The organism is Streptosporangium sp. NPDC049376 (genome assembly GCF_044466505.1).
Lineage (GTDB): Bacteria > Actinomycetota > Actinomycetes > Streptosporangiales > Streptosporangiaceae > Streptosporangium.
Genome location: NZ_JBITMT010000009.1, coordinates 1 through 20,115 on the forward strand (window position 1 = coordinate 1; position 20,115 = coordinate 20,115).

Genomic DNA, 20,115 nt, shown 5'->3' on the forward strand with positions numbered 1-20,115 from the left:
AGTCCGGTGAAGGTCTCCACCCATAAAGGATCAGCGCGCAACACCCCGCCCATACAAGGAAGATGCCCAACCACACGCTTCTGCAACAAGATTTAGGGCTCTTTGAGGGCCAGGCTGGTGGCGGCGTCGAGGGGCAGGCCCTCGACGGGGAGGACCTCCGGGACGGCGATCGAGGCCAGCAGCGGCGGGCGCAGGTGCTCGCCGCCGAGCGCCGTCCAGGCGTCGCGGGCCGCGGCCAGCAGTTCCAGGCCCTCCTGTGACCGTCGTTCGGCGACGGCGAGCGCGCCGAGCAGTTCGACCCCGGCGGCCTGCGCCGTACGGTCGTCGAACAGGCGGGCGGTGCGCAGTGCCTCGCGGGCGTGCTCCCCGGCGGCGGTGAGGTCTCCGCGCAGATAGTCGGCGTGGGCGCGCAGGTGGCACAGGTGGGAGCGGGTCCACAGGTCCTCATAGGTCTCGCAGAGGTCGAGTCCCTCGACGAGGACGCCGACGGCCGCCTCGACGTCGCCCAGCGTCAGCAGGCAGGCGGCCACCACGGCGTAGCCGGGCAGCAGGCCGGGGAAGGCGCGTCCCGCCGAGTGGTGGCGGTCGCGGGCGGCCCTGATGCCGAGCACGGCGCGGGTCGCCTGCCCCCGCTGGGCGGCGACCTGGGCGGCCAGCTGGGTCACGTAGGCGCCCGCGTGGCCGCCGGGGTCGGCCTCGCGGCACTCGGAGAGCCGTTCCTCGGCTCCGAGCAGGTCTCCCTGGAGGCTGGCGACCCAGGCGCAGACCCACAGCGCCCTGGTCCGCGCCGGTCCCCGCCGAGGGTCCGTGGCCAGGGCGCGGTCGAGATAGTCGCGCCCCTCGGCGTGCATCCCGCAGCACACCCACAGGATCCACAGCGCTCCGGCCAGTTCGAGACCGGTCCCCGCCTCAAGGCCCGTCTCCAGTGCCTGGGCGAGGTTGGCCGCCTCGACGCGGAGCCTGTGGTGCCAGCGCACCTGGCGGCGTGGCCACTCGCGTTCGGCGTTGCGGGCCAGGGCCAGGTAGAAGTCGTGGTGGCGCAGCCGTACCTCCTCCTGCTGGCCGAGCAGGGCCAGCCAGCCCGCGCCGAACTCGCGGGTGGCGCCGGGCATCAGGAAGCGGACTCCGGCGTGGGTCTCCCTGCGCAGCAGCACGGACTTGTCGACCAGGCCGGTGACCACGTCGATCATGTCCTGGGCGCGCAGCGTCTCGTCCCGGCAGACGTAGGTCGCCGCCTCCAGGTCGAACTCGCCGGGGAAGACCGAGACGCGCGCCCAGAACAGTCGTTCCCGCTCGGTGCACAGCTGGTGGCTCCACCCGATGCAGGTGGCCAGCGCCCGGTGCCTTGAGGGGCCCTGCCGCTCCTCGTCGACGAGCAGGGCCAGGTGCTCGCCCAGGTTCGCGACGAAGTCCGCGACGGGCATCGTGCGCAGCCGTACGGCGGCCAGTTCGATCGCCAGCGGCAGGCCGTCCAGCCTGTCGCACACCTCGGTGAGGCTCTCGCGCGTCCCGGCGGGCCAGGTGTCGCCGAGACCGGTCAGCAGGGCGTAGGCGTCCGGGGCGGGGAGGCCGGCCAGCACCCGCAGGTGCTCGCCGGGGACGGCCAGCGACTGGCGGCTGATCGCCAGGATGCGGAGTTCGGGGTCGGTGGCGAGCAGTTCGCCGACCAGGGAGGCGACCTCGTCGACCAGCGCCTCGCAGGTGTCGAGCACGAGCAGGGACCCGGCCGAGACGGCCAGGGCCTCGGTGACGGCGGGGGCCAGCGCCTGTGGCCCGCCGACCTCGGCGACCTCCGCGACGTCGACGACCGCGGGCTCGGGGACGAGTGTCCTGGCGAGTTCGAGGCCGAGCCTGGTCTTGCCGACACCGCCCGCCCCCGACAGGGTGACGAGCCGTACCCGCTCGAAAAGGGCTGTGATCTCCGCGACCTCGCCCTGCCTACCGACGAATGCACTCATTCCGCAGTCTCCTCGCGGCGTGGGCATTCATGCTAAAGGTGACCGAAGCCGTCTGTGTCCCGGATGCGGGCGACAGTGGTGTCGATGTCCATGGCCATTCCCCTGGCGAACGCGCGTTCGTAGGCGAGGTCGCCGAGCAACGCCCTGGCCCGGCGTTCCGTGCGTGCCCTGGACGTCGCGTACGGCGAGGCGTCGGGGGTGGGAAGGCCCGCGGTCGTCCACATCCGGGCGGCCGCGCCGAGCAGGCGGGCGGCTCTGCGCCCGTCGCCGCGCGCCACGGCGGTCGCGGCGAGCTGGTCGGTGGCCGCGGCCACGCCGAGCGGGTCGCGCAGGCACCACTTGGCGTCGAGCGCCGCGCGGGCGTAGGCCTCGGCCGCCTCGATCTCTCCCCTGCCGAGTTCGGCGAGCGAGCGCACGTGGTCGCCGTGGGAACGGGCCCACAGTTCGCCCCGTTCGGCGCACCTGGCCCACTGGCGCACGAGAACCTCGACGGCCGGGCCGAACTCCCCCCTGAGGCTGTGCGCCATCGCCAGCGTCGTCTCGGCGACGGGGAGACCGATGTGGGCGGCCCGTTCCGGGGCGGCCTGCTCGAACAGCCCGGCGGCCTGGGCGGCCAGGCGCGCGGCCCCGTCGAGGTCGCCGAGGGCGAGCGCGGTCGCCGCCGCCCCCTGCCTGGCGCATCCGGCCGCGGCGAGGTCGCCCTCGGCCGTGGCCGCCGCGTACGCCTCGGCGGCCCTGCGTCTGGCCTCCGAGGTGTCGCCCGCGGCCAGCGCCGCCCATGAGCACACCCACAGGGCCTTGGTTCGGGCCGGGCCGGGGGTGATCTCCCGGTTGAGCAGCCGGTCCAGGTGCCGGTGCCCGAGGCCGGCCCTGCCGAGGCAGCACCAGACGAACCAGAGCGAGGTGGCCAGGTCGAAGCCCTCGTCGCGGGCCAGCGCGGCCTCCAGATCCGGCATCGCCCGCCTGGCCCAGGCCGCCCAGCGGGCCTGGCGCGGGCCGTACCACTCGGCCTCCGCCCTGCGCGCCCCGGCCAGGAAGTGGTCGTGGTGGCGGGCGAGAACGGTCTCCTCCTCGCCCAGCAGCCGCAGCCACTGCCTTCCGTAGTCGCGGATCGTGCCGAGCATCCGGTAGCGCGGGCCACCGGCGACGTCGGCGACCAGGATCGACCGGTCGGCGAGCCCGGACAGCGCGAGCGTGGCCAGTCGTCCGTCGGCGCACACGGCCCACGCGTCGTCGGCGTCGAACCAGCCCTCGAAGACCGAGAGGCGCGCCCACAGCAGGCGTTCCCCCGGGCCGCACAGCTCGTGGCTGAGGCCGACCGCGGTGCGCATGCTCCGGTGCCGCCCGAGCGGGGCGCGGCTGCCGCCCTCCAGCAGGGCGAAGCGGTCGCCGAGCCGCTCGGTGAGCTGTGGCACGGACAGCGCCCGCAGCCGCCGTACGGCCAGCTCGATGGCGAGCGGGATGCCGTCGAGGCCGCGGCAGAGCCGGGCCACCTCGTGGGGGTCGAGGGCGGCGCCGGGCACCAGGGCCCTGGCCCGCTCGGTGAACAGCCGGACGGCGTCGCAGGTCGCGGCCTCGGCCCCCTCGGGTACGGCGAACGGCTCGACGGGCATCAGCCGTTCCCCGGCGAGCCCCAGAGGACCGCGGCCGGTGGCCAGCACCCGGATGTGCGGCGCCCGTGCCAGGACCTGGCGCAGCAGTTCCGCGCACGCCTCTGCGAGGTGGTCGCAGTCGTCGAGGACCAGCAGCAGCCGCCGGTCGGCGAGGAAGTCGGCGAGGACCTCCGCCTGGGGCCGCACGGCCTGCTCCGGCAGGCCGAGCGCGGCGGCGACGGCGTGACCGACCAGGGCGCCGTTCTGCTCGGCGGACAGCGCGACGACCCACACCCCGTCGGGGAAGTCCCCGCGGAGCGTGGTCGCGGCCCTGAGCGCGAGCCTGGACTTGCCGACCCCGGCGACCCCGGTGAGGGTCACCAGAGGAGAGTGGCCGATCAGTGCGGCGAGTTCGCCGAGCTCCGCCTCCCGTCCTACGAGGTCACCCGTCTCCGCCGGCACGTTGTCCCGGCGCGTGCGCGTCTCCTCCACCGATTCCTCGCCCCTCCGCGTTAGATGGCCAGCCAACCATGGGAGCGCGGCCATCCCGGCCTGACGGAGGACCCGCGGTTGTCCGTTCTTCTCCCGGGGCGCATATCTCACGCCGACGCGCAGGTCAGCGGCCTCTTGTCGAAGTCCTCCGGGGTGGGATTCCTCCTCCGGACCCCTCCTCGTTTCGTCGGTGTCCGGTGTCTCCCCGGCCGTCACGAAGGGGTTCCCAGGGACGTCATGGGGGCGTTTCCGGAGTCGCCGCGGGGGAAGCGACACTAGACTCTTGCTGTTTCCCGGCCGTGGACGCCCTCCAAGTCGTGGGCGACGCGGCTCCCCGATGAGTGAGCTGGACGGAACCGCATGTCTGGGTATGACCGCGTAGTGCAACCGGCGGCCGGTGACGAGGCCCTGGAGAACCACCTGGGTGGGGACGAGGCCAGGAACTACCGGCAGTACGAGCTCGACATGGTCGCCCCGCACGTGGGGAAGTCCATGCTGGAGATCGGTTCGGGCCTCGGGCACTTCGCCGAGTCGTTCCTGCCCCGCCTGGACAGGCTGGTGGTCAGTGACTTCGACCCCTACTGCGTCGAGCAGCTCAACAAGCGCTTCGCCGAACGCGACGACGTGGACGTGCTGCAGTTCGGCCTGCCGACCGACATCCCGATCGGTGAGAAGGTCGACACGGTCGTGATGATGAACGTCCTCGAACACATCGAGGAGGACGTCGAGGCGCTGCGCTCCCTGGCGAAGGTCACCGCGCCCGGCGGCCGGATCGTCATCTGGGTGCCGGGCTACATGCAGCTCTACGGAGACTTCGACCGCAAGGTCGGCCACGTCACCCGCTACACCCCCGCGACCCTGCGCAGCACGGTCTCCAAGGCGGGCCTGGACATCGACGTGCTCAAGCCGATCAACTTCCTGGGCGGCATCGCCTGGTGGGTGGCGGTCCGCCGGGGCGGTGTCGGCTACCCCGACCCGCGTCTGGTCAAGATCTACGACCGTACGGTCGTCCCGGCGACCCGGTTCATCGAGCGTTTCGTGCGTCCGCCGTTCGGTCAGACCGTCTTCTGCGTGGCCCGCGTCCCCCGGTAGAAAAACCCGTTGCACCGTACGGCGAGCCCGCCGTACGGTGGTCCGCATGTGGATCAACTCCTAGAAAGCAGGCGTTGACCGGCCGTCGCCGGTCCGCCCGCGCTCAGCTCTCTGGCCCCGTTCGTCTGACGCGGCAGCTGAGGTTCCGGCACGGCACAGACCGCGTCGTCATGATCTTCCAAGGAGTCCATATGCGAATTCGCGTTGCCAAAAAGCAGCAGACCGTCACGCCTCGTATCCCGCTGCCCGAGCGGGCCCCGGCGCCCAGGCGGGTGCCGATGCCGCCCGTTCCCGCCCGGCCCACCCGGCAGCCGCGCCGGATTCCCGGCCGGGGTGGTCGCTGACGGCGGGCCGGAGGCGGTGTCCACCCCGTTCCGGGTGGGCACCGCCGGGTCTCAGCCGTCGAGGCGTTCGATGACGGTGACGTTGGCCTGGCCGCCGCCCTCGCACATCGTCTGCAGGCCGTACCGGCCGCCGGTCCGCTCCAGCTCGTGCAGGAGTTTGGTCATCAGGATCGCCCCGGTCGCCCCGAGGGGGTGCCCCAGGGCGATCGCGCCGCCGTTGGGGTTGACCCGCTCCGGGTCGGCGCCGATCTCCTTGAGCCAGGCCAGCGGCACCGGGGCGAAGGCCTCGTTGACCTCGAAGACGTCGATGTCGTCCACCGTGAGCCCGGCCCTGGCCAGGGCCTTCCTGGTCGCCGGGATGGGCGCGGTCAGCATGTGGACCGGGTCGTCGCCGGTGAGCGTCAGGGTGACGACGCGGGCCCTGGGGGTCAGGCCGTGCTCGCGGAGCGCCCGTTCCGAGGCGACCAGCAGGGCGCCGGAGCCGTCGGAGATCTGCGAGGAGGTCGCCGCGGTGATCCGGCCGCCCTCCCGCAGGGTCTTGAGGCCCGCCATCTTCTCCCGGGTGGTGTCGGCGCGGGGGCCCTCGTCGTTCTTGACGCCCGCGACGGGGACGATCTGGTCGCGGAAGCGGCCCTCCGCGACGGCTTCGAGCGCGCGCCGGTGGCTCTCGCAGGCGAAGCGCTCCAGTTCCTCGCGGCTCAGGTCCCACTTCTCGCACATCAGCTCGGCCCCGCGGAACTGGGAGATCTCCTGCCTGCCGTACCGCTCGGCCCAGCCCTCGCCGAACGGTGAGGGCAGGCCCTTCTCCAGGGCGGCGGTGACGGGGGAGCCCATCGGCACGACGCTCATGGACTCGACCCCGGCGGCGACCACGAGGTCCTGGGTGCCGGAGAGCACGCCCTGGGCGGCGAAGTGCAGCGCCTGCTGGGAGGAGCCGCACTGCCGGTCGACGGTCACCCCGGCCACGCCCTCCGGCAGCCCGGCCGACAGCCAGGCGGTGCGCGCGATGTCCATGCTCTGCGGGCCGAACTGCATGACGCAGCCCATGATCACGTCTTCGATCGCGGACGGATCGACGCCGGTGCGCTCAATGAGCGCCCTGAGCGTGTGGGCCGCCAGGTCCGCGGGGTGGACGGTGGACAGCCCTCCTTGCTTCCTGCCGACCGGGGTGCGGACCGCCCCGACGATGTACGCCTCTGCCACGGTGCCTCCTGCTCACAGAACCGAGCATTGTTCGGTTACCAGCAGGTTACCTCGGTCGGCGTGACGGTGGTCAGGACCGCTTGAGGACGACGTAGCCATCCCTGTCGAACACCTTGGTGTAGCCCGTGCGCAACGCCTCGTCCACCCGCTGCTGCTGCACCTCGGGACCCCCGAAGGGGAAGGTCCAGCGCGTCACGTCGGCCACGATCCACGGCGCGCCGTACGCCTGCGGACCCCACAGCAGCACCGTCGTCCTGGCGCTGAGCGCGGGACCGACGTTGTTGGCCGCCTCGACCACCACCCCGTCGGGGACCGTGGCCACGGCCTCGCGCGCCGCCGCGACGGACGGCTCCTCGGTGAAGAAGGACGACTCGACGAGGTTGCCCAGGGCGAAGCGCGGCACCAGGGTGAGCCCGATCACGCAGACCGCGAAGGCCCAGTGCCCGGCCAGCGCCCGCGACCGCTCGGGGAAGCGCCCGCGCAGCCGTCCGGAGAGCCGGTGGACACCGTCCACGGCGGCGCAGACGAGGATGGCCGCGAGGAAGGCGTTGTACTGGAAGTCGGTCCCCCACCACTGCGGCCGGTCGGCCAGGAACCGTTCGACCAGCAGCGGGACGGCGACCAGGACCAGCGGGGACAGCAGCGCGGTCAGCAGCATCGGCCACAGCAGGAAGGCCATGGTGTCCACCTTGACCTCGGGGCTGACCATCTGCCACAGCGTGCCGAACGGGTCACGGACGATGGACAGCGCCACCTCGCCGAGGGTCGCGCCGCGACTGCCGTACGCCCAGTGGAAGCCCTCGCCGCCCGAGCCGATCATCGGCATCACCACGCCGCGGATGAGCAGCAGCGCGCCGCCGCCCATCAGGACGAGGGCCGTCCCCTCAAGCCTGCGTCTGATCAGGAACAGGTAGACCCCGAACCCGGCGACCAGCAGGCCCATGTCCTCCTTGACCAGCAGGATGCCGATGGCGGCGAGGACGGCGTAGCGGGTCCTGCCCGCGTCCGCCCGCTCGATCATGATCGCGCTGAGCAGCGGGACGAACGCCACCTCGTGGAAGTCGAACCCGGCGGCCTGCGCGACCGGCCAGGAGACCAGGTAGGCGACCGCGACCAGGTGCGCGGGGACCGGGCCGAGACGGCGGCTCGTGTAGTGCCAGACGGGGACGGCGGCCAGTGAGAGCAGCGCCGCCTGCGCGACGATGAGGGTCCGCGGGTCGTCGTACACCCAGTACAGCGGGGCCAGGACGGCCAGGATCGGCGAGAAGTGGTCGGCCGGCTGGACGAAGTCCATGCCCTGGTTGTAGAACATGCCGACCGAGGGGGCGACCGGCGGCCCGAAACTCGCGTAACCGCGCACCGCCTGGTCGAAGATGACCAGGTCGAAGATGCTCGCCTTGAACGCCGAGAACTTGACCAGCCCGAGCACGCTGTAGGCCGCGGTGGCCAGGGCGACGAGCGCGCCGAGCGTCAGACCGTGTCGCCGCTCGCGCAGGAACGCCGGGACGTCGCGTGCCTTGTCCGTCCTGTCGACCGGCTCCTCGGCGGTCGCGGTCACCGCGCTCATGCTCTGCGGGTGCTCGTCATCGTCGCGTAGGCGATGACGTTGTCGGTGTAGTGGCCGGTCGTGTGGTTGTAGGTACCGCCACAGGTGATCACATGAAGCCGGGGTATCGGCGAGTCGCCGTATACGCGCTGTGTCGGGAACACCGTCTTGTCCGCCTGTTCGAGTCCGTCTACCGTGAAAACCGCGATGATGCCGTCCTGCCGCCGGACTTCGATCTCGTCGCCGTTCCTGATCTCGGCCAGGCGGCTGAAGACCGCGCTTCCCGAGCGCGTGTCCTTGTGCCCGAGCATGATCGCGGGACCGGCCTCGCCCGCCGTCGGCCCCGAACGGTACCAGCCGACCAGGTTCGGATTGCCGACCGACGGCACCTCGATCGCGCCTTTTTTGTCGAGTCCGACCGAGGTGATCGGCGCGTTGATGTTCAGCCGCTTGATGACCAGGCGCAGCGGGGTCGAGGGCTGCATCGCGGGGGCGGGAGGCAGACGCGGTTCGGGCGGCGGCGCGGTCGGATCGGCCCTGAAGTAGGGGTCGGCGGGCGCGGTGGCGTTGACCGCGCTGCGGGGCGGCAGCGTCGTGCGCTGCTCGGCCAGGCCGTACTCGTCCGGGGAGACCGCCATCATCAGCAGGCCGACCAGCACCGTGACCACCCCGGCCGCCCCGGCGAGGATGAGCACCGAGCGCAGGATCCTGCCGCCCCCGGCCCGGTCGCCGTACGGCTCCTCGTACTCCGGGTAGGGGTAGTACCCCTGGTCGTACGGCTGCGCGGGGTGCTCCGGCGGCCAGCCTTCCGGTGGCGGGGTGGTCATGCGGCGCCCCGGTCAGCCCCGGGTCGCCGTACGGCGCCGCAGCATCAACCCGCCGATCCCCGCCGCCATGATCATCGCCGTCCCGCCGAGGACGAACATCCTGGCGTCGGGACCGGCGTCCCCTCCCCCGCCCGTCGAGGCGCCGCCACCGGGGGTCTCGGCGACATGCCCGGACTTCCTGGGCTTGGGGGGCTTGGCGGTCTTGGTCTGGGTGATGGTCACGACCGGCTCGGGAGTGGGCGTGTCGGCCGGAGTGGTCGTCGTCGGGGTGGTGGTCGCGGTCGTGGTCGGCGTGGTGGTGGCCGCGCCGGTCGGCTTGACGGTGACCAGCAGCGCGGCGGCGGTCGCCTCCGCCGGGGTGGCGACCAGGCAGTCGTAGATGAGGGTCTCCGTCCCGGTGCCCGCGGCCGCCTGGTGGCTGACGGAGAAGGCGTCCGGCCGGACCGTGACGACCCCGGCCGCGGTCGGGACCACGGTGACCAGCACGGTGGGCAACGGGGGCAGCACTCCGTTGACGGCCACGACCCCGGGCGTCGTCGTGGCCAGGACCGAGTGGATGTCCCCCGTGGTTGTCGGCACGGGCCCGGAGATCGACGTGTCCGCCTCGATCACGATCCGGTCCCCCGCGGCGATGGCCACCGGGGCGACCAGGTTCGGCGGTGCGGGGGGCTGACCGGCCTTCCAGGTCACCACGACGGTCGCGCTCGGAGTGGGGGTCGTGAGGGGGCCCGACAGGTCCATCTGCATCTTGTAGGTGCCGGCGGTGCCGGTACCCGAGGCCGCGGTGCACGTGTAGGTGACCGGCTTGGCCACCGCCGTCATCGAGGCGATCGCGGGAACCGCGCCGAGGAGGATGCCCGCGCCGACCACTCCGGCTGCCGTCTTCGCCGCGACGCGACGACGCGTCTTGGACCTCAGCACAGTTACTCTCCGTTTCGGCACAGCTGACCGCTTTGGCGCGGTTGCCCACGATTCCAGGCGATGGTCACAGTCCGGCATAGATCCTATGAACACAAGCAGAGAGATGCACGTGTCTTGGCAAAACGGGCATAAATTCCGTCCTGTCTCATCAAGACAGTGCACGCCAGGAAAAAGACCTCTCAGGCGCGCAGCGCCCGGATCACCACCGTGGTGATCGGCAGTTCGAACTCACCCCGCGCGGTCTCCGGGGTCGAGCGCAGGTAGTCGGCGATCCTGCCCAGCAGCTCGGCGCGGTCTCCCTCGGAAAGCGTCAGCACGTGGGAGTGGGTGGCGATCGTGGCGACCATCGACTCGGCGGTCCTGCGCTGGCTGTGCGGGAACCAGGCCTGCTCGACCGGGCCGAACCACGGCTCTCCGAGTTCGAGCATGTCGGGACGCCACTGCGTGCGGGAGACCGTGCTGCGCGCGACCTCCTTCAGCCCGTTCACCCACGGCACCTGGTCGTCGTCGAGGTTCCACAACCCCGCGACCACCCCGCCGGGCGCCAGGACCCGGGCCATCTCCGGCGCGGCCCGGTCGAGGTCGAACCAGTGCATCGCCTGCCCGACCAGGACCGCGTCGACCGAACTGTCCGGCAGCGGGATCCGCTCCGCGCCGCCCGGCAGGGCCTCGACCCTGGGCAGCCGCACCCGGAACTGGCGGAGCATGGCCGGGTCCGGCTCGACCGCGACGACATCGGTGACGTGCCTCAGCAGCACCTCGGTCAGCTTCCCGGTGCCCGCTCCCAGGTCGAGGACGCGCGGAGGCTGCGAGCCCCTGACGGGTTCGAGCGCCCACAGCACGGCGGCGTCGGGGTAGTCGGGCCGCTCCCGCGCGTAGGCCTCAGCCTGGCCGCCGAACGATGACGCCCTGCGGGCCGCGGACTCGGGGTCGATGCCGGGGAAAGCGCTGGGTCCACCCATGCCATCACGATATAGGTCCATATTTCATGGCTCATCGTGAAAAAAAGGGTTTTCCTGGTAAATCGCCTGGTGAGCATGGGTGAACCCTCGGGTAAAAGGGCCATACCATCACTCCGGGTGACCGTCGATCACCCGGCCAGCGCCCGGCGGTAGGGAGTCAGGGTCGCGAGCCACTCGTCAAGGGAGTCCGCGTCCTGCCACAGGTCGTACAGTTCGTTGTCCCCGGGGCGGGCCGCCCGGTCGAGAAGGTCGGCGGCGAGCCCGCGCAACGCCGCGTCCACCTGGAACGGGTTGCCCTCAAGCCATCTGACCGCCACCGGGTCGGTCAGGGCGACGGACTCGGCACCGGCCAGACGGGCGATCGTGAGACAGGCCATCGCGACCGCGCCCGCCATGTCCGGCCCCTCGACGTAGTCGTCCTGGTCGAGGATCTCCCGCAGCGCCTCCGACAGGGCCGCCGCCGGGTCCGCCGTACCGTCGAGATGCGCCAGCAGGTCGAGTGCCCCGTCGTTGTCGAACGGTCCCAGATCCCAGGCTCCCATGTCGCACCTCTCCTCACCGGCCTCTTCCTCGGTTCGGAGCTTAGGTGGCACCTCCGACAAATCACCCAAAGTTCTCCTTCGACCGGATGAGGGGGCGTGGACGGGTCCCCCAGCGTGGAGGAGGAAACGGGCCATCCGCGTCCCTACCTTCGAGACATGGCGGACAGAAACCCGGAACGCTCCACGAGACCACGCCCCAGGAGAGGTCGCAGACTGCTGCGGACACTGCTTCGGGCAGCGGCCCTCGCCCTGGTCCTGCTCGTGCTGGCCTCTGGGGTGGGGTTCGCCTACGAGTCGAACGCCTCACGGGCCGACGCGCGGGAGCACCGGGCACCGGGGCGGCTGGTCGACGTGGGCGGCCACCGCCTGCACCTGTACTGCGCCGGCCGGGGCGCCCCGACCGTCGTGCTCGAAGCGGGACTGGCCGAGTCGAGCGCGAGCTGGGAGGTGATCCAGCGCCGCCTGTCCGCCCACTCCCGGGTGTGCTCCTACGACCGGGCGGGATACGCCTGGAGCCAGGAGGGACCCTCCCCCCGTACGGCGGAGCGCCTGGCCGGAGAGCTGCACGCGCTGCTGGCCGCCTCCGGGGAGGCCGGGCCGTACGTGCTGGTCGCGCACTCCTTCGGCGGCAACGTCGTACGGGTCTTCGCCGACCGCCGGCGGAGCCTGACCGCCGGGCTCGTGCTGATCGACGTCACCGACGAGACGGCCCTGACGGCGCTGCGGATCTCCCGGCCGCTGATGGCCGTACAGCTCGGCGTCAACCAGTTCGTCGCCCGGGTCGGGTTGCTCAGACTGCGCGGCGACGCCTTCGTGCCTCCGGAGGCGACCCCGACGGCCCGCGCGAACGCCACCGTCGTCTACGGCTCGGGCAGCATGGCGGCGGCCCGCGCCGAGGCGTGGGCGTCGGTGGACAGCGCCGCCCAGGTGGCCGCGACGGTTCGTCCCGGGGCGTGGGACGACCTGCCGGTCACGGTGATCGTCCCGGCGGGACAGCCGGAGGAGGACGCCCGGCACGCCAGGAGCCTGGCGGCGCTGTCGAGCCGGGGTCGCCTGGTGACGGCCTCGACCACCGAGCACTACGTGCAGAACGCCCAGCCTGACCTCGTCCTCGCCGAGATCGCCAGGGTCGCCGCCGGGTGATCAGCCGGGCAGGTCGACCTCCTCGCGCAGCACGCTGTAGATCACCCCGTCACGCCAGTGACCGTTCCTGAACGAGTAACCGCGCAGCACGCCCTCCCGGGTGAAGCCCGCCTTCTCCAGCGCGCGCTGCTCGGCGAGGTTGGCGTCCTCGGTGACCGCCTCGACCCTGACCACCTGCGTGTGCGCGAACAGGTACTCCACCAGCAGGCGCTGCGCCCGGGTGCCGAAGCCCCGGCCCCTGGCCTCGGGCAGCAGGGCGATCCCCAGGTTCCAGCAGTGTGAGGTCTGCGCGGTCAGGATCCTGCGCCAGGAGACGAAGCCCAGCCGCTCCGCGCCGTTGACGACCAGCAACAGGCCACCCCCGGCGTCGAAGAAGCCGTTCTTCGCCCACTTCCTGCGCCACCTGCCGGGGTCCGACCAGCCGAGCCAGCCGAACAGCCCCGCCGCCTCCGGCTCGACGGAGAAGCGCCCAAGCGTCTCCAGGTCCTCCTCGACGATCGGCCGTAACGCCACCTGATCAACGCTCATGCCGTCACGCTACGAACCGCCGGCCGAACCGTCCAGATGCCCGAAGACCTCCCGCGCCGCCCCGAGGCTGTCCCGCAGCGCCCGCTCAAGCTCGTCGGCCTCCTCGGCCAGCCGCCCGACCTCGGGTACGGCCAGCGCGTCCGCCCCCGACTCGGCGAGCAGCTCCTCGTAGCGCGGCAGTCGTTCGGCGAACGCCCGCAGTTGGTCATGCGCCCGCTGGGCCTGTTCCGCCCGCGCGACATGGGCGGCGTAGCGTTCGATCGCCTCGACCCTGGCGACGACCGCCTTCTCGCTCTCGGCCAGCACCCGTTCCAGGGGCCGCACCGCGGCCGAGACCTCCGGGGTCACCCCACCGGCCATGAGTGTCCTGTGCTCCGCGCGCAACGCGGACAGCTTGGCCAGCAGGCGTGCGATCTCCCACTCCTGCGCGGGCAGGACCACCGTGTTGCGCACGTCGTCGAGAAGACCCTCGGCGTTGACCCGCGAACCGAGGATCGAACCGGCCGCCGTCCTCGTCCTGACGAGCAGTTCTCTCGCCGCGTCGTCGAAATCCTCCTCAAGGAGATAACTCTCCCGGCAGTCTTCGGCGAGGCCGTACAAGACGTGTTCCGGAGAAAGGCGGTCCTCCGCGTCGCCGGCGGCCCGTATCGCGGCGACGACGAGGCCGGCCAGCGTGAGGGAAAGCACGATCTCGATCAGGAGACCGGCGCCGACGAAAACCGCGGCGACAAGGGCCAATGCCGTCAGCATTCCCTTGACCGCGAGGGAGGCGGCCGACCGCTTCCTGGGCGGCGGCAGGGGCTTCCAGCCTTTTCGCACCTTTTCGAGCATGAGCGCGTTGTCACCGAGAACGGTCGCCGTCTCCTCGGGAAGGGCGGGGTCGACGATTATCCGGATTCTACGGTTGCCGGCCCGCGTAGTCGCCATGTGCTGGATCCTAACCGTTTCAGAAATGCGATTTCCGTTTTCCCCCGGCGCTTTATACGCGAGGAAAGCAGGTGGCCTCCTCACTTCGGCCTGCCTACATTTGGTCCATGACGACTTCCCCGTTCCAGGTGATCTGCGAGATCGAGCCGCCGACCCGGCCCGACCTGATGCACGTCCGGCACCAGATCGGAACCCTGAGCAAGATCTCCGACACCTTCCTGGTGCCCGACAACCACATCGGCCGTGCCACGGTCTCCAGCGTGGCGGTCGCGCACGAGGTCGAGGCGATGGGAGGCCGTAGCATCGCGTGCCTCAACTCACGCGACCGCAACCTGCTGGGGTTCCGCCGCGACCTGCTGACCGCCGCGGCCTACGGCGTCGACCGCTTCCTGTTCGTCTACGGGGACAAGCCGGCGACGGGCAACCGCACCGGCGACCTGAACGTGCGCGCGATGATCGAGGAGGTCCGTGCCCTGCCGGACGACCCCGCCTTCGCCGGGGTGCGCCCCTTCCAGGTCGGTACGGCCGCCGGCCTTCGCCCGCTGCCCGCCTGGAAGCACACGGCCGACTTCGTCTTCGTCCAGGTCAGCTTCTCCCTGGAGGCCCTGCTGAGGTGGCGGGAGGCCAACCCCGTCGAGGTCCCCGTCTACGCGGGCGTGATGGTCCTGGCCAGCGAGAACCACGCCCGGCGTCTCTCCGCCGCGATCCCGGACATCGACATCCCCGAGGACCTGGTCCGCACGGTCGCCGCCGACCGCCAGGCCGGGGTCGAGGCCACCTGCGAGCAGGTCCTCAAGATCCGCGAATCCGGCGCCTTCGACGGGGTTCACCTGATCCCGGTCTCCCGCTACCGCCAGGTCGCCGCCCGGCTTGAGGAACTGCTCTGACAGGTTCGTCCCAGAACGCCCGGCCGGTCAGCGGCCAATCAGCAGTGCGGCGAAACGGTCGACATCGACGTTGCCGCCGCTGATGATCACACCGATCCGCCGTCCCGCCAGGTCTCCCGCGAGCCTGCGGACGGCGGCGAGGCCGAGTGCGCCGGTGGGCTCGACGACGATCTTCATGGTGGCGAAGAAGGTCCGCATGGCCTCGACGAGCTCGGCGTCGGTCGCGGTGACGATGTCGTCGACGTCGCGGCTGATGATCGCGAAGGTGTGGGCGCCGAGATGCTGGGTCTGCGCGCCGTCGGCGATGGTCACCGGGGTGTCGATGTGGACGACGCTCCCCTGGCGCAGGGACCGCAGGCCGTCGTCGCCCGCCTCGGGCTCCACGCCGTACAGCGCGCAGCCCGGCGACAGCTCCTTGGCCACCAGCGCGGTGCCGGACAGCAGCCCGCCCCCGCCGAGCGGCACGAACAGCGCGTCGAGGTCGCCGACCTCCTCCAGCAGCTCCAGGGCGGCGGTGCCCTGCCCCGCGATGACGTCCGGATGGTCGTATGGCGGGATCAACGTGAGCCCGTGCTCCACGGCCAGCGCGCGGCCGATCTCCTCACGGTCCTCGGCGTAGCGGTCGTAGCCGACGACCCGCCCGCCGTACCCCTTGGTCGCGGCGACCTTCGCGGCGGGCGCGTCGTGGGGCATGACGATCGTGGCCGGGATGTCCAGCATCCTGGCGGCCAGCGCCACGGCCTGGGCGTGGTTGCCCGAGGAGTAGGCGACCACGCCCGCGCGCCGCTGCTCCGGGGTGAACCGGGACAGGGCGTTGAACGCGCCACGGAACTTGAAGGCGCCCATGCGCTGAAGGTTCTCGCACTTGAACACCACGTCGGCGCCGACGCTCTCGTTGATCCGGCGCGAGCGCAGCACGGGGGTGCGGTGCGCGTGGGAGGAGATACGGGCGGCGGCGTCCCGGACGTCGTCGTAGGTCGGCAGCTGGAGCATCGGCGGCTTCTCCCCTTCGGGGTTCTTCGACGGTTCGCAACGATCTTCGACACGACCACGGTAACCGCCCCGGCCGTTCGCGTCAGCCCTCCCGCCGGTCCGCCTCCCGGTCGGGCCGCACGGATCCGGGCCCCGTCGACCAGGCTTCCCGGGACGGTCCTCGCAGGTCAGGGCTTGTGGGCCCGGCACCGCGAACCAGACCCCGTAGGGCGGGTTCCGCGGGTCAGGCCTCACGGACCAGACCCTGCGAGCCGGACTTCCCGGACCAGGCCTCGCGGGTCAGGCACCGCGGAGCGGGCTGCACGGACCAGACTGAGCGGCTCAGACTTCGCAGGCCAGGCCTCGGGTCAGGCTTCGCGGGTCAGGCTTTGCGGGTGGCCGACAGGGTCGCGTAGACGATGATGTTGTCGGTGTAGTGGTGGGTCCGGCTGTTGTAGACGCCGCCACAGGTGATCAGGCGCAGAGTCGCCTCTCCGGTGTTGCCGTAGACCCGCTTCGACGGGAACGACGTCTTGCTGACCTGCTCGACCCCGTCCACGGTGAACTCCACGATGGTCCTGTCCGACCTGGAGACCTTGATCTTGTCCCCGCGTTTGATCTCCTTCAGGCGGCTGAAGACGGCCGCCCCACTGCGGGTGTTCACGTGCCCGAGCACCACCGAGGGGCCCTGCTGCCCGGGGACCGGGCCGTTCTTGTACCAACCTGCCAGGTTCGGCTTGCTCAACGGCGGGGTCTGGATCTCCTTCTTGGCGTCGACACCCAGTGTCATCAGCGGAGCCAGCAGCCCGATCTTGGGAATGGCCAGCTTGTTCGGCCGTACCCCCGCGCTCTTGAGCGGCGCGGGGGGCTTGACCACGGGCAGCGGCGGCGCCGCCGTAGGAGCGGCGGCCGTCAACGGCGCGTCGAGCCCGCCGTGCCCCACTTCGGCGGGGGCCGCCGCGACCGGCTCCTGCGGCTGCGGATCCTGCGACTGCCCCGGCTGTACGGCCTGCGTCTCCTGGCCACCCTGGGTGGGAACGTCCTGCACGATCATGCTGTCGGCCGCCCGCGGCACGGGTGGGCCGTACGGCTCGTCGTCGGCGACCGGTGTCAGGTAGGTCAGCAGCCCGGCCATGATCGCGGCGACCCCGCCGAGCGAGCCGACCACCAGCAGGGTGGGCAGCAGGAGGCCGCCGCCCTTCCTGGGCGGACGGCCGCCGCCGTAGTAGGGGCCCTGACCCTGTGAAGGCCCTGGATACATCCGGCGCCTCCTTACCTGTCCCCGCGCATGCGCCTACTGTCCCCTACCGACCCGCTTCGTGTCAGCGGCCCTGGCTGTGCGCCGCACGCCGCCGCCTCAACGCCACTCCGCCGACCACGCTCGCGAGCACCATCGCCGTCCCGCCGCCGATCAACCCCGCGCCCGAACGATTCTCGTCGGGAGCCTCACCCGTCTGCGCACCACCGCTGGGCGTCACGATCACCTGAGGAGCGGTCGGCGTCGGCCGGGTGGGGGTCACGGTCGCGGTGACGGTGAGGGTGGGCTTGGGAGTGGCGGTGTGGGGCGGCACGGTCGTGTAGTAGGTGCTGGGCACCACGGTCGGAGTCCTGGTGGGGGTGGGGGTCGGGGTGGTCGCCGTAGGCGTGGGGGTAGGCGCCTTCTCGACCTTCACCGTCGCGACCTTCGCGTTGGTCGGCGGTTTACAGATCGTCTCGAAGTACGGGGTCGACTTCGAGGAGTCTCCGGAGATCACGTTAAAACCGTCGATCACCGCGTACTGACCAGTTCCGACTTGGCTCGTCACCTTGATTTTGTGCTTTCCATAAGGAAGATCCCCGGACTTCCACAGAACCTGCTGTCCGCGCCGCTTCTCAGCGACTGCGCCTCCTTCAGCCTCAGGGAGTTTCGAGGGATAAGCGGTGGCAGACACCATTGGCTTTCCCTCCGCATGAAGCTCCACCTTCATGTCCCCATGCTGCTTGTAGCGCTCGGCGACGAACTCCACCCCGGTTCCGAAGAACTCCATCTCAGCCCACACACCAGAACCGGATGCCCAGTGAACGTCGGCGTTCCGATCCCGAAGGCTTCCCGTCTCCCATTCCTCTGCCGGCGGCGTCGTGGTCAGGTCACGTGAGTAGGTCCAGCCGGCGCTGTATTTGACCGGCCCCTGCGTGTGCTCGGGCTCAGCCGTGGCGTTGGCCAGGTGGTTGGAGGCGTCATTGATCTCCGGCGCCGTCTGGGCCGGAGTGAAGTCGATTTTCAGCGGACCCGGCGTGACCTTGATCTCGCTACCCTCGACAATGCCGGACCCACCGATGAGTTTCTCCGGAAGCAGGAACTGCTTTCCCGCCACAATGGCCCCGAGGTCCTTGGCGCCAAGAGACTGGATGGTTCCGTTGAGCGCACCGGAGACGGAAACCGTCCCAACGGCGGAAACCCTGCCTCCGGCAGGGAAGTCACCCGGGTTCAGAAAGCTGGGTTTCGTAGGCGAGTCAACCAGATTCCAGCCGAACTGAATCGACCGACCGTGATAAACGGTCTTCGGAATGGTGAGCTGGACCTCGATGGTGGGATCAACTCCGGCAGTTCCCGGAGCAAGCTTCCCCTCACAGGTGTAGTCGTAGACGTATTCGACTTCCATGACATCCGCGGTAACCGGCGCGGTGCCTATGGTCATCATGCCGACGGCTGTCACCCCAAGGGCCGAGGCCACGATCGTCCCCCTGAGCTTTGCTCCCCAGCGAAACACCGCAACACTCCGATCCTCGGTACCAAGCCATAAAACCGGTCATAAAGTCACAACTCGCTCCGGATCGTACTGCCCAGCCCCAGCATGACGCAGGAAGATGACAAGACCCCCAGCAGACTGTGGCGGACTTGTGATCCGCCCGAATCTCCGGCGGAGGCCGTACAACGCCCGTCACCTGGGTGTACCTATGGGTAACAGAATCGTATTCTGTCCTCGTATCCCAAGGAGGCAAGCCCATGCGACGAGACCTCTTCCAGGAGGAGCACCTGCTCTTCCAGGAGACCGTGCGCGAGTTCATGGCCCGCGAGGTGGTTCCCCACCACGACCGGTGGGAGAAGGACGGCATCGTTCCCCGCGAGGTGTGGAAGAAGGCCGGGGAGATCGGCATGTTCGGCTTCGGAGTGCCCGAGGAGTACGGCGGCGCCGGGATCAAGGACTTCCGCTACAACACCGTGATCGTCGAGGAGGTCATGCGGATCGGCGCCACCGGTCTCGGCTTCTCCCTGCACAACGACGTGATGGCGCCGTACTTCGTCGACCTCACCGACGACGACCAGAAGGCCCGCTGGCTGCCCGGGTTCGCCTCGGGAGAGCTGATCACGGCCGTGGCGATGACCGAGCCCGGCGCGGGCAGCGACCTGCAGGGCATCAGGACCACCGCCAGGCGCGAGGGCGACCACTACGTCGTCAACGGCCAGAAGACCTTCATCACCAACGGCATCAACTCCGACCTCGTCGTCGTGGTCGCCAAGACCGACCCGGAGGCGGGCGCCAAGGGCGTCTCGCTGCTGGTCGTCGAACGGGGCATGGAGGGCTTCGGCCGGGGCCGCAACCTGGAGAAGATCGGCATGCACGCCCAGGACACGGCGGAGCTGTTCTTCGACGACGTACGGGTTCCCGCGGCCAACCTGCTCGGCGGACAGGAGGGCCGGGGCTTCTACCAGCTCATGGCCAACCTGCCGCAGGAGCGCCTGTCGATCGCGGTCATGGCGGTGGCCTCGGCGGAGGCCGTCCTGGCGCAGACCATCGAGTACTGCAGGTCCCGTACGGCATTCGGCCGCAGCATCGGCAGCTTCCAGAACACCCGGTTCGTCCTGGCCGAACTGGACACCGAGCTGGAGATCGCCCGTCACTACGTGGACAGGTGCGTCCTCGCCCTCAACGCCGGGGAGCTGAGCGCGGTGGACGCGGCCAAGGCCAAGTGGTGGACCACGGAGCTGCAGAACAAGGTCATCGACCGCTGCCTGCAGTTGCACGGCGGCTACGGCTACATGATGGACTACCCCGTGGCCAAGGCCTGGATCGACAGCCGGGTGCAGACGATCTACGGCGGCACGACCGAGATCATGAAGGAGATCATCGGCCGCTCGTTCGGCTTCTGACCCCTCGAATGACCCCTCGGAGACGCCGCAACGCCCCGGGAACGCCG

At 70.7% G+C, this 20,115-nt stretch carries 18 protein-coding genes; 5 read left to right on the plus strand and 13 right to left on the minus strand.

What is annotated here, in order from left to right; all coding sequences use genetic code 11:
• Positions 1 to 92 precede the first annotated feature (92 nt).
• On the minus strand, positions 93 to 1,958 hold the full coding sequence (locus tag ACIBVQ_RS22530; protein ID WP_352014734.1) for a hypothetical protein: 1,866 nt from the start codon (positions 1,956 to 1,958) through the stop codon (positions 93 to 95).
• 32 nt (positions 1,959 to 1,990) lie between these two features.
• Positions 1,991 to 4,042, minus strand: a complete 2,052-nt coding sequence (locus ACIBVQ_RS22535) for an AAA family ATPase (protein WP_352014733.1) — start codon at positions 4,040 to 4,042, stop codon at positions 1,991 to 1,993.
• Between the two features lie 360 nt (positions 4,043 to 4,402).
• Here ACIBVQ_RS22535 and ACIBVQ_RS22540 point away from each other — a divergent pair, with 360 nt between their 5' ends.
• Entirely contained in the window at positions 4,403 to 5,134 is a 732-nt protein-coding gene (locus ACIBVQ_RS22540) for a class I SAM-dependent methyltransferase (RefSeq protein ID WP_352014732.1), read from the plus strand.
• A gap of 191 nt (positions 5,135 to 5,325) precedes the next feature.
• On the plus strand, positions 5,326 to 5,478 hold the full coding sequence (locus ACIBVQ_RS22545) for a hypothetical protein (protein ID WP_362915233.1): 153 nt from the start codon (positions 5,326 to 5,328) through the stop codon (positions 5,476 to 5,478).
• 51 nt (positions 5,479 to 5,529) lie between these two features.
• On the opposite strand, the gene ACIBVQ_RS22550 is transcribed toward ACIBVQ_RS22545, so the two are convergent.
• The 6 genes from ACIBVQ_RS22550 to ACIBVQ_RS22575 all read right to left on the minus strand — a co-directional run bounded on the left by ACIBVQ_RS22550 (position 5,530) and on the right by ACIBVQ_RS22575 (position 11,479).
• Positions 5,530 to 6,681 carry an acetyl-CoA C-acetyltransferase gene (locus tag ACIBVQ_RS22550; protein WP_399179688.1) on the minus strand — a complete coding sequence of 384 codons (1,152 nt, stop codon included), beginning with the start codon at positions 6,679 to 6,681 and terminating at the stop codon, positions 5,530 to 5,532.
• 70 nt (positions 6,682 to 6,751) lie between these two features.
• A complete protein-coding gene (locus tag ACIBVQ_RS22555; RefSeq protein WP_352014729.1) occupies positions 6,752 to 8,248 on the minus strand; it encodes a DUF2079 domain-containing protein in 1,497 nt (498 codons plus the stop codon).
• The gene (locus ACIBVQ_RS22560; protein WP_362781281.1) at positions 8,245 to 9,054 is read right to left on the minus strand and encodes a class F sortase; all 810 of its coding nucleotides are present in this window, start codon (positions 9,052 to 9,054) and stop codon (positions 8,245 to 8,247) included. Before ACIBVQ_RS22560 ends, ACIBVQ_RS22555 begins: the two co-directional genes overlap by 4 nt.
• A 12-nt stretch (positions 9,055 to 9,066) precedes the next feature.
• Positions 9,067 to 9,975: a hypothetical protein gene (locus ACIBVQ_RS22565; RefSeq protein WP_399179690.1), complete on the minus strand. Its 909-nt coding sequence runs from the start codon at positions 9,973 to 9,975 to the stop codon at positions 9,067 to 9,069.
• Between the two features lie 179 nt (positions 9,976 to 10,154).
• Positions 10,155 to 10,937, minus strand: a complete 783-nt coding sequence (locus ACIBVQ_RS22570; protein ID WP_362781278.1) for a class I SAM-dependent methyltransferase — start codon at positions 10,935 to 10,937, stop codon at positions 10,155 to 10,157.
• Between the two features lie 128 nt (positions 10,938 to 11,065).
• Positions 11,066 to 11,479 carry a DUF4259 domain-containing protein gene (locus ACIBVQ_RS22575; protein WP_362781276.1) on the minus strand — a complete coding sequence of 138 codons (414 nt, stop codon included), beginning with the start codon at positions 11,477 to 11,479 and terminating at the stop codon, positions 11,066 to 11,068.
• 156 nt (positions 11,480 to 11,635) lie between these two features.
• Between ACIBVQ_RS22575 and ACIBVQ_RS22580 the strand changes: the two genes are divergently transcribed.
• Positions 11,636 to 12,622: an alpha/beta fold hydrolase gene (locus ACIBVQ_RS22580; protein ID WP_399179693.1), complete on the plus strand. Its 987-nt coding sequence runs from the start codon at positions 11,636 to 11,638 to the stop codon at positions 12,620 to 12,622.
• Here the strand turns inward: ACIBVQ_RS22580 and ACIBVQ_RS22585 are convergent, their stop codons facing one another.
• Both ACIBVQ_RS22585 and ACIBVQ_RS22590 read right to left on the minus strand, forming a co-directional pair.
• Positions 12,623 to 13,150 carry a GNAT family N-acetyltransferase gene (locus ACIBVQ_RS22585; protein WP_399179695.1) on the minus strand — a complete coding sequence of 176 codons (528 nt, stop codon included), beginning with the start codon at positions 13,148 to 13,150 and terminating at the stop codon, positions 12,623 to 12,625.
• A gap of 9 nt (positions 13,151 to 13,159) precedes the next feature.
• Positions 13,160 to 14,077: a hypothetical protein gene (locus tag ACIBVQ_RS22590; RefSeq protein ID WP_399179697.1), complete on the minus strand. Its 918-nt coding sequence runs from the start codon at positions 14,075 to 14,077 to the stop codon at positions 13,160 to 13,162.
• Positions 14,078 to 14,184: 107 nt separating this feature from the next.
• On the opposite strand from ACIBVQ_RS22590, the gene ACIBVQ_RS22595 reads away from it, so the two are divergent.
• The gene (locus tag ACIBVQ_RS22595; RefSeq protein ID WP_399179699.1) at positions 14,185 to 14,964 is read left to right on the plus strand and encodes a methylenetetrahydrofolate reductase; all 780 of its coding nucleotides are present in this window, start codon (positions 14,185 to 14,187) and stop codon (positions 14,962 to 14,964) included.
• A 27-nt stretch (positions 14,965 to 14,991) separates the two neighbouring features.
• Here the strand turns inward: ACIBVQ_RS22595 and ACIBVQ_RS22600 are convergent, their stop codons facing one another.
• The 3 genes from ACIBVQ_RS22600 to ACIBVQ_RS22610 all read right to left on the minus strand — a co-directional run bounded on the left by ACIBVQ_RS22600 (position 14,992) and on the right by ACIBVQ_RS22610 (position 18,650).
• Positions 14,992 to 15,957, minus strand: a complete 966-nt coding sequence (locus tag ACIBVQ_RS22600; protein ID WP_399179701.1) for a threo-3-hydroxy-L-aspartate ammonia-lyase — start codon at positions 15,955 to 15,957, stop codon at positions 14,992 to 14,994.
• A gap of 361 nt (positions 15,958 to 16,318) precedes the next feature.
• On the minus strand, positions 16,319 to 17,197 hold the full coding sequence (locus tag ACIBVQ_RS22605) for a class F sortase (protein ID WP_399179703.1): 879 nt from the start codon (positions 17,195 to 17,197) through the stop codon (positions 16,319 to 16,321).
• 61 nt (positions 17,198 to 17,258) lie between these two features.
• Positions 17,259 to 18,650, minus strand: a complete 1,392-nt coding sequence (locus ACIBVQ_RS22610) for a hypothetical protein (RefSeq protein WP_399179705.1) — start codon at positions 18,648 to 18,650, stop codon at positions 17,259 to 17,261.
• A gap of 272 nt (positions 18,651 to 18,922) precedes the next feature.
• Here ACIBVQ_RS22610 and ACIBVQ_RS22615 point away from each other — a divergent pair, with 272 nt between their 5' ends.
• Complete coding sequence (locus ACIBVQ_RS22615) at positions 18,923 to 20,068, plus strand: acyl-CoA dehydrogenase family protein (RefSeq protein ID WP_362781263.1); 1,146 nt, start codon at positions 18,923 to 18,925, stop codon at positions 20,066 to 20,068.
• Positions 20,069 to 20,115: the final 47 nt, after the last annotated feature.

Bases quoted from the DNA above. Each gene is read 5' to 3' on its own strand.
- ACIBVQ_RS22530 (WP_352014734.1), bottom strand. From the start codon at position 1,958: ATGAGTGCATTCGTCGGTAGGCAGGGCGAGGTCGCGGAGATCACAGCC.
- ACIBVQ_RS22540 (WP_352014732.1), top strand. From the start codon at position 4,403: ATGTCTGGGTATGACCGCGTAGTGCAACCGGCGGCCGGTGACGAGGCC.
- ACIBVQ_RS22545 (WP_362915233.1), top strand. From the start codon at position 5,326: ATGCGAATTCGCGTTGCCAAAAAGCAGCAGACCGTCACGCCTCGTATC.
- ACIBVQ_RS22555 (WP_352014729.1), bottom strand. From the start codon at position 8,248: ATGAGCGCGGTGACCGCGACCGCCGAGGAGCCGGTCGACAGGACGGAC.
- ACIBVQ_RS22560 (WP_362781281.1), bottom strand. From the start codon at position 9,054: ATGACCACCCCGCCACCGGAAGGCTGGCCGCCGGAGCACCCCGCGCAG.
- ACIBVQ_RS22570 (WP_362781278.1), bottom strand. From the start codon at position 10,937: ATGGGTGGACCCAGCGCTTTCCCCGGCATCGACCCCGAGTCCGCGGCC.
- ACIBVQ_RS22575 (WP_362781276.1), bottom strand. From the start codon at position 11,479: ATGGGAGCCTGGGATCTGGGACCGTTCGACAACGACGGGGCACTCGAC.
- ACIBVQ_RS22580 (WP_399179693.1), top strand. From the start codon at position 11,636: ATGGCGGACAGAAACCCGGAACGCTCCACGAGACCACGCCCCAGGAGA.
- ACIBVQ_RS22585 (WP_399179695.1), bottom strand. From the start codon at position 13,150: ATGAGCGTTGATCAGGTGGCGTTACGGCCGATCGTCGAGGAGGACCTG.
- ACIBVQ_RS22590 (WP_399179697.1), bottom strand. From the start codon at position 14,077: ATGGCGACTACGCGGGCCGGCAACCGTAGAATCCGGATAATCGTCGAC.
- ACIBVQ_RS22595 (WP_399179699.1), top strand. From the start codon at position 14,185: ATGACGACTTCCCCGTTCCAGGTGATCTGCGAGATCGAGCCGCCGACC.
- ACIBVQ_RS22600 (WP_399179701.1), bottom strand. From the start codon at position 15,957: ATGCTCCAGCTGCCGACCTACGACGACGTCCGGGACGCCGCCGCCCGT.
- ACIBVQ_RS22605 (WP_399179703.1), bottom strand. From the start codon at position 17,197: ATGTATCCAGGGCCTTCACAGGGTCAGGGCCCCTACTACGGCGGCGGC.
- ACIBVQ_RS22615 (WP_362781263.1), top strand. From the start codon at position 18,923: ATGCGACGAGACCTCTTCCAGGAGGAGCACCTGCTCTTCCAGGAGACC.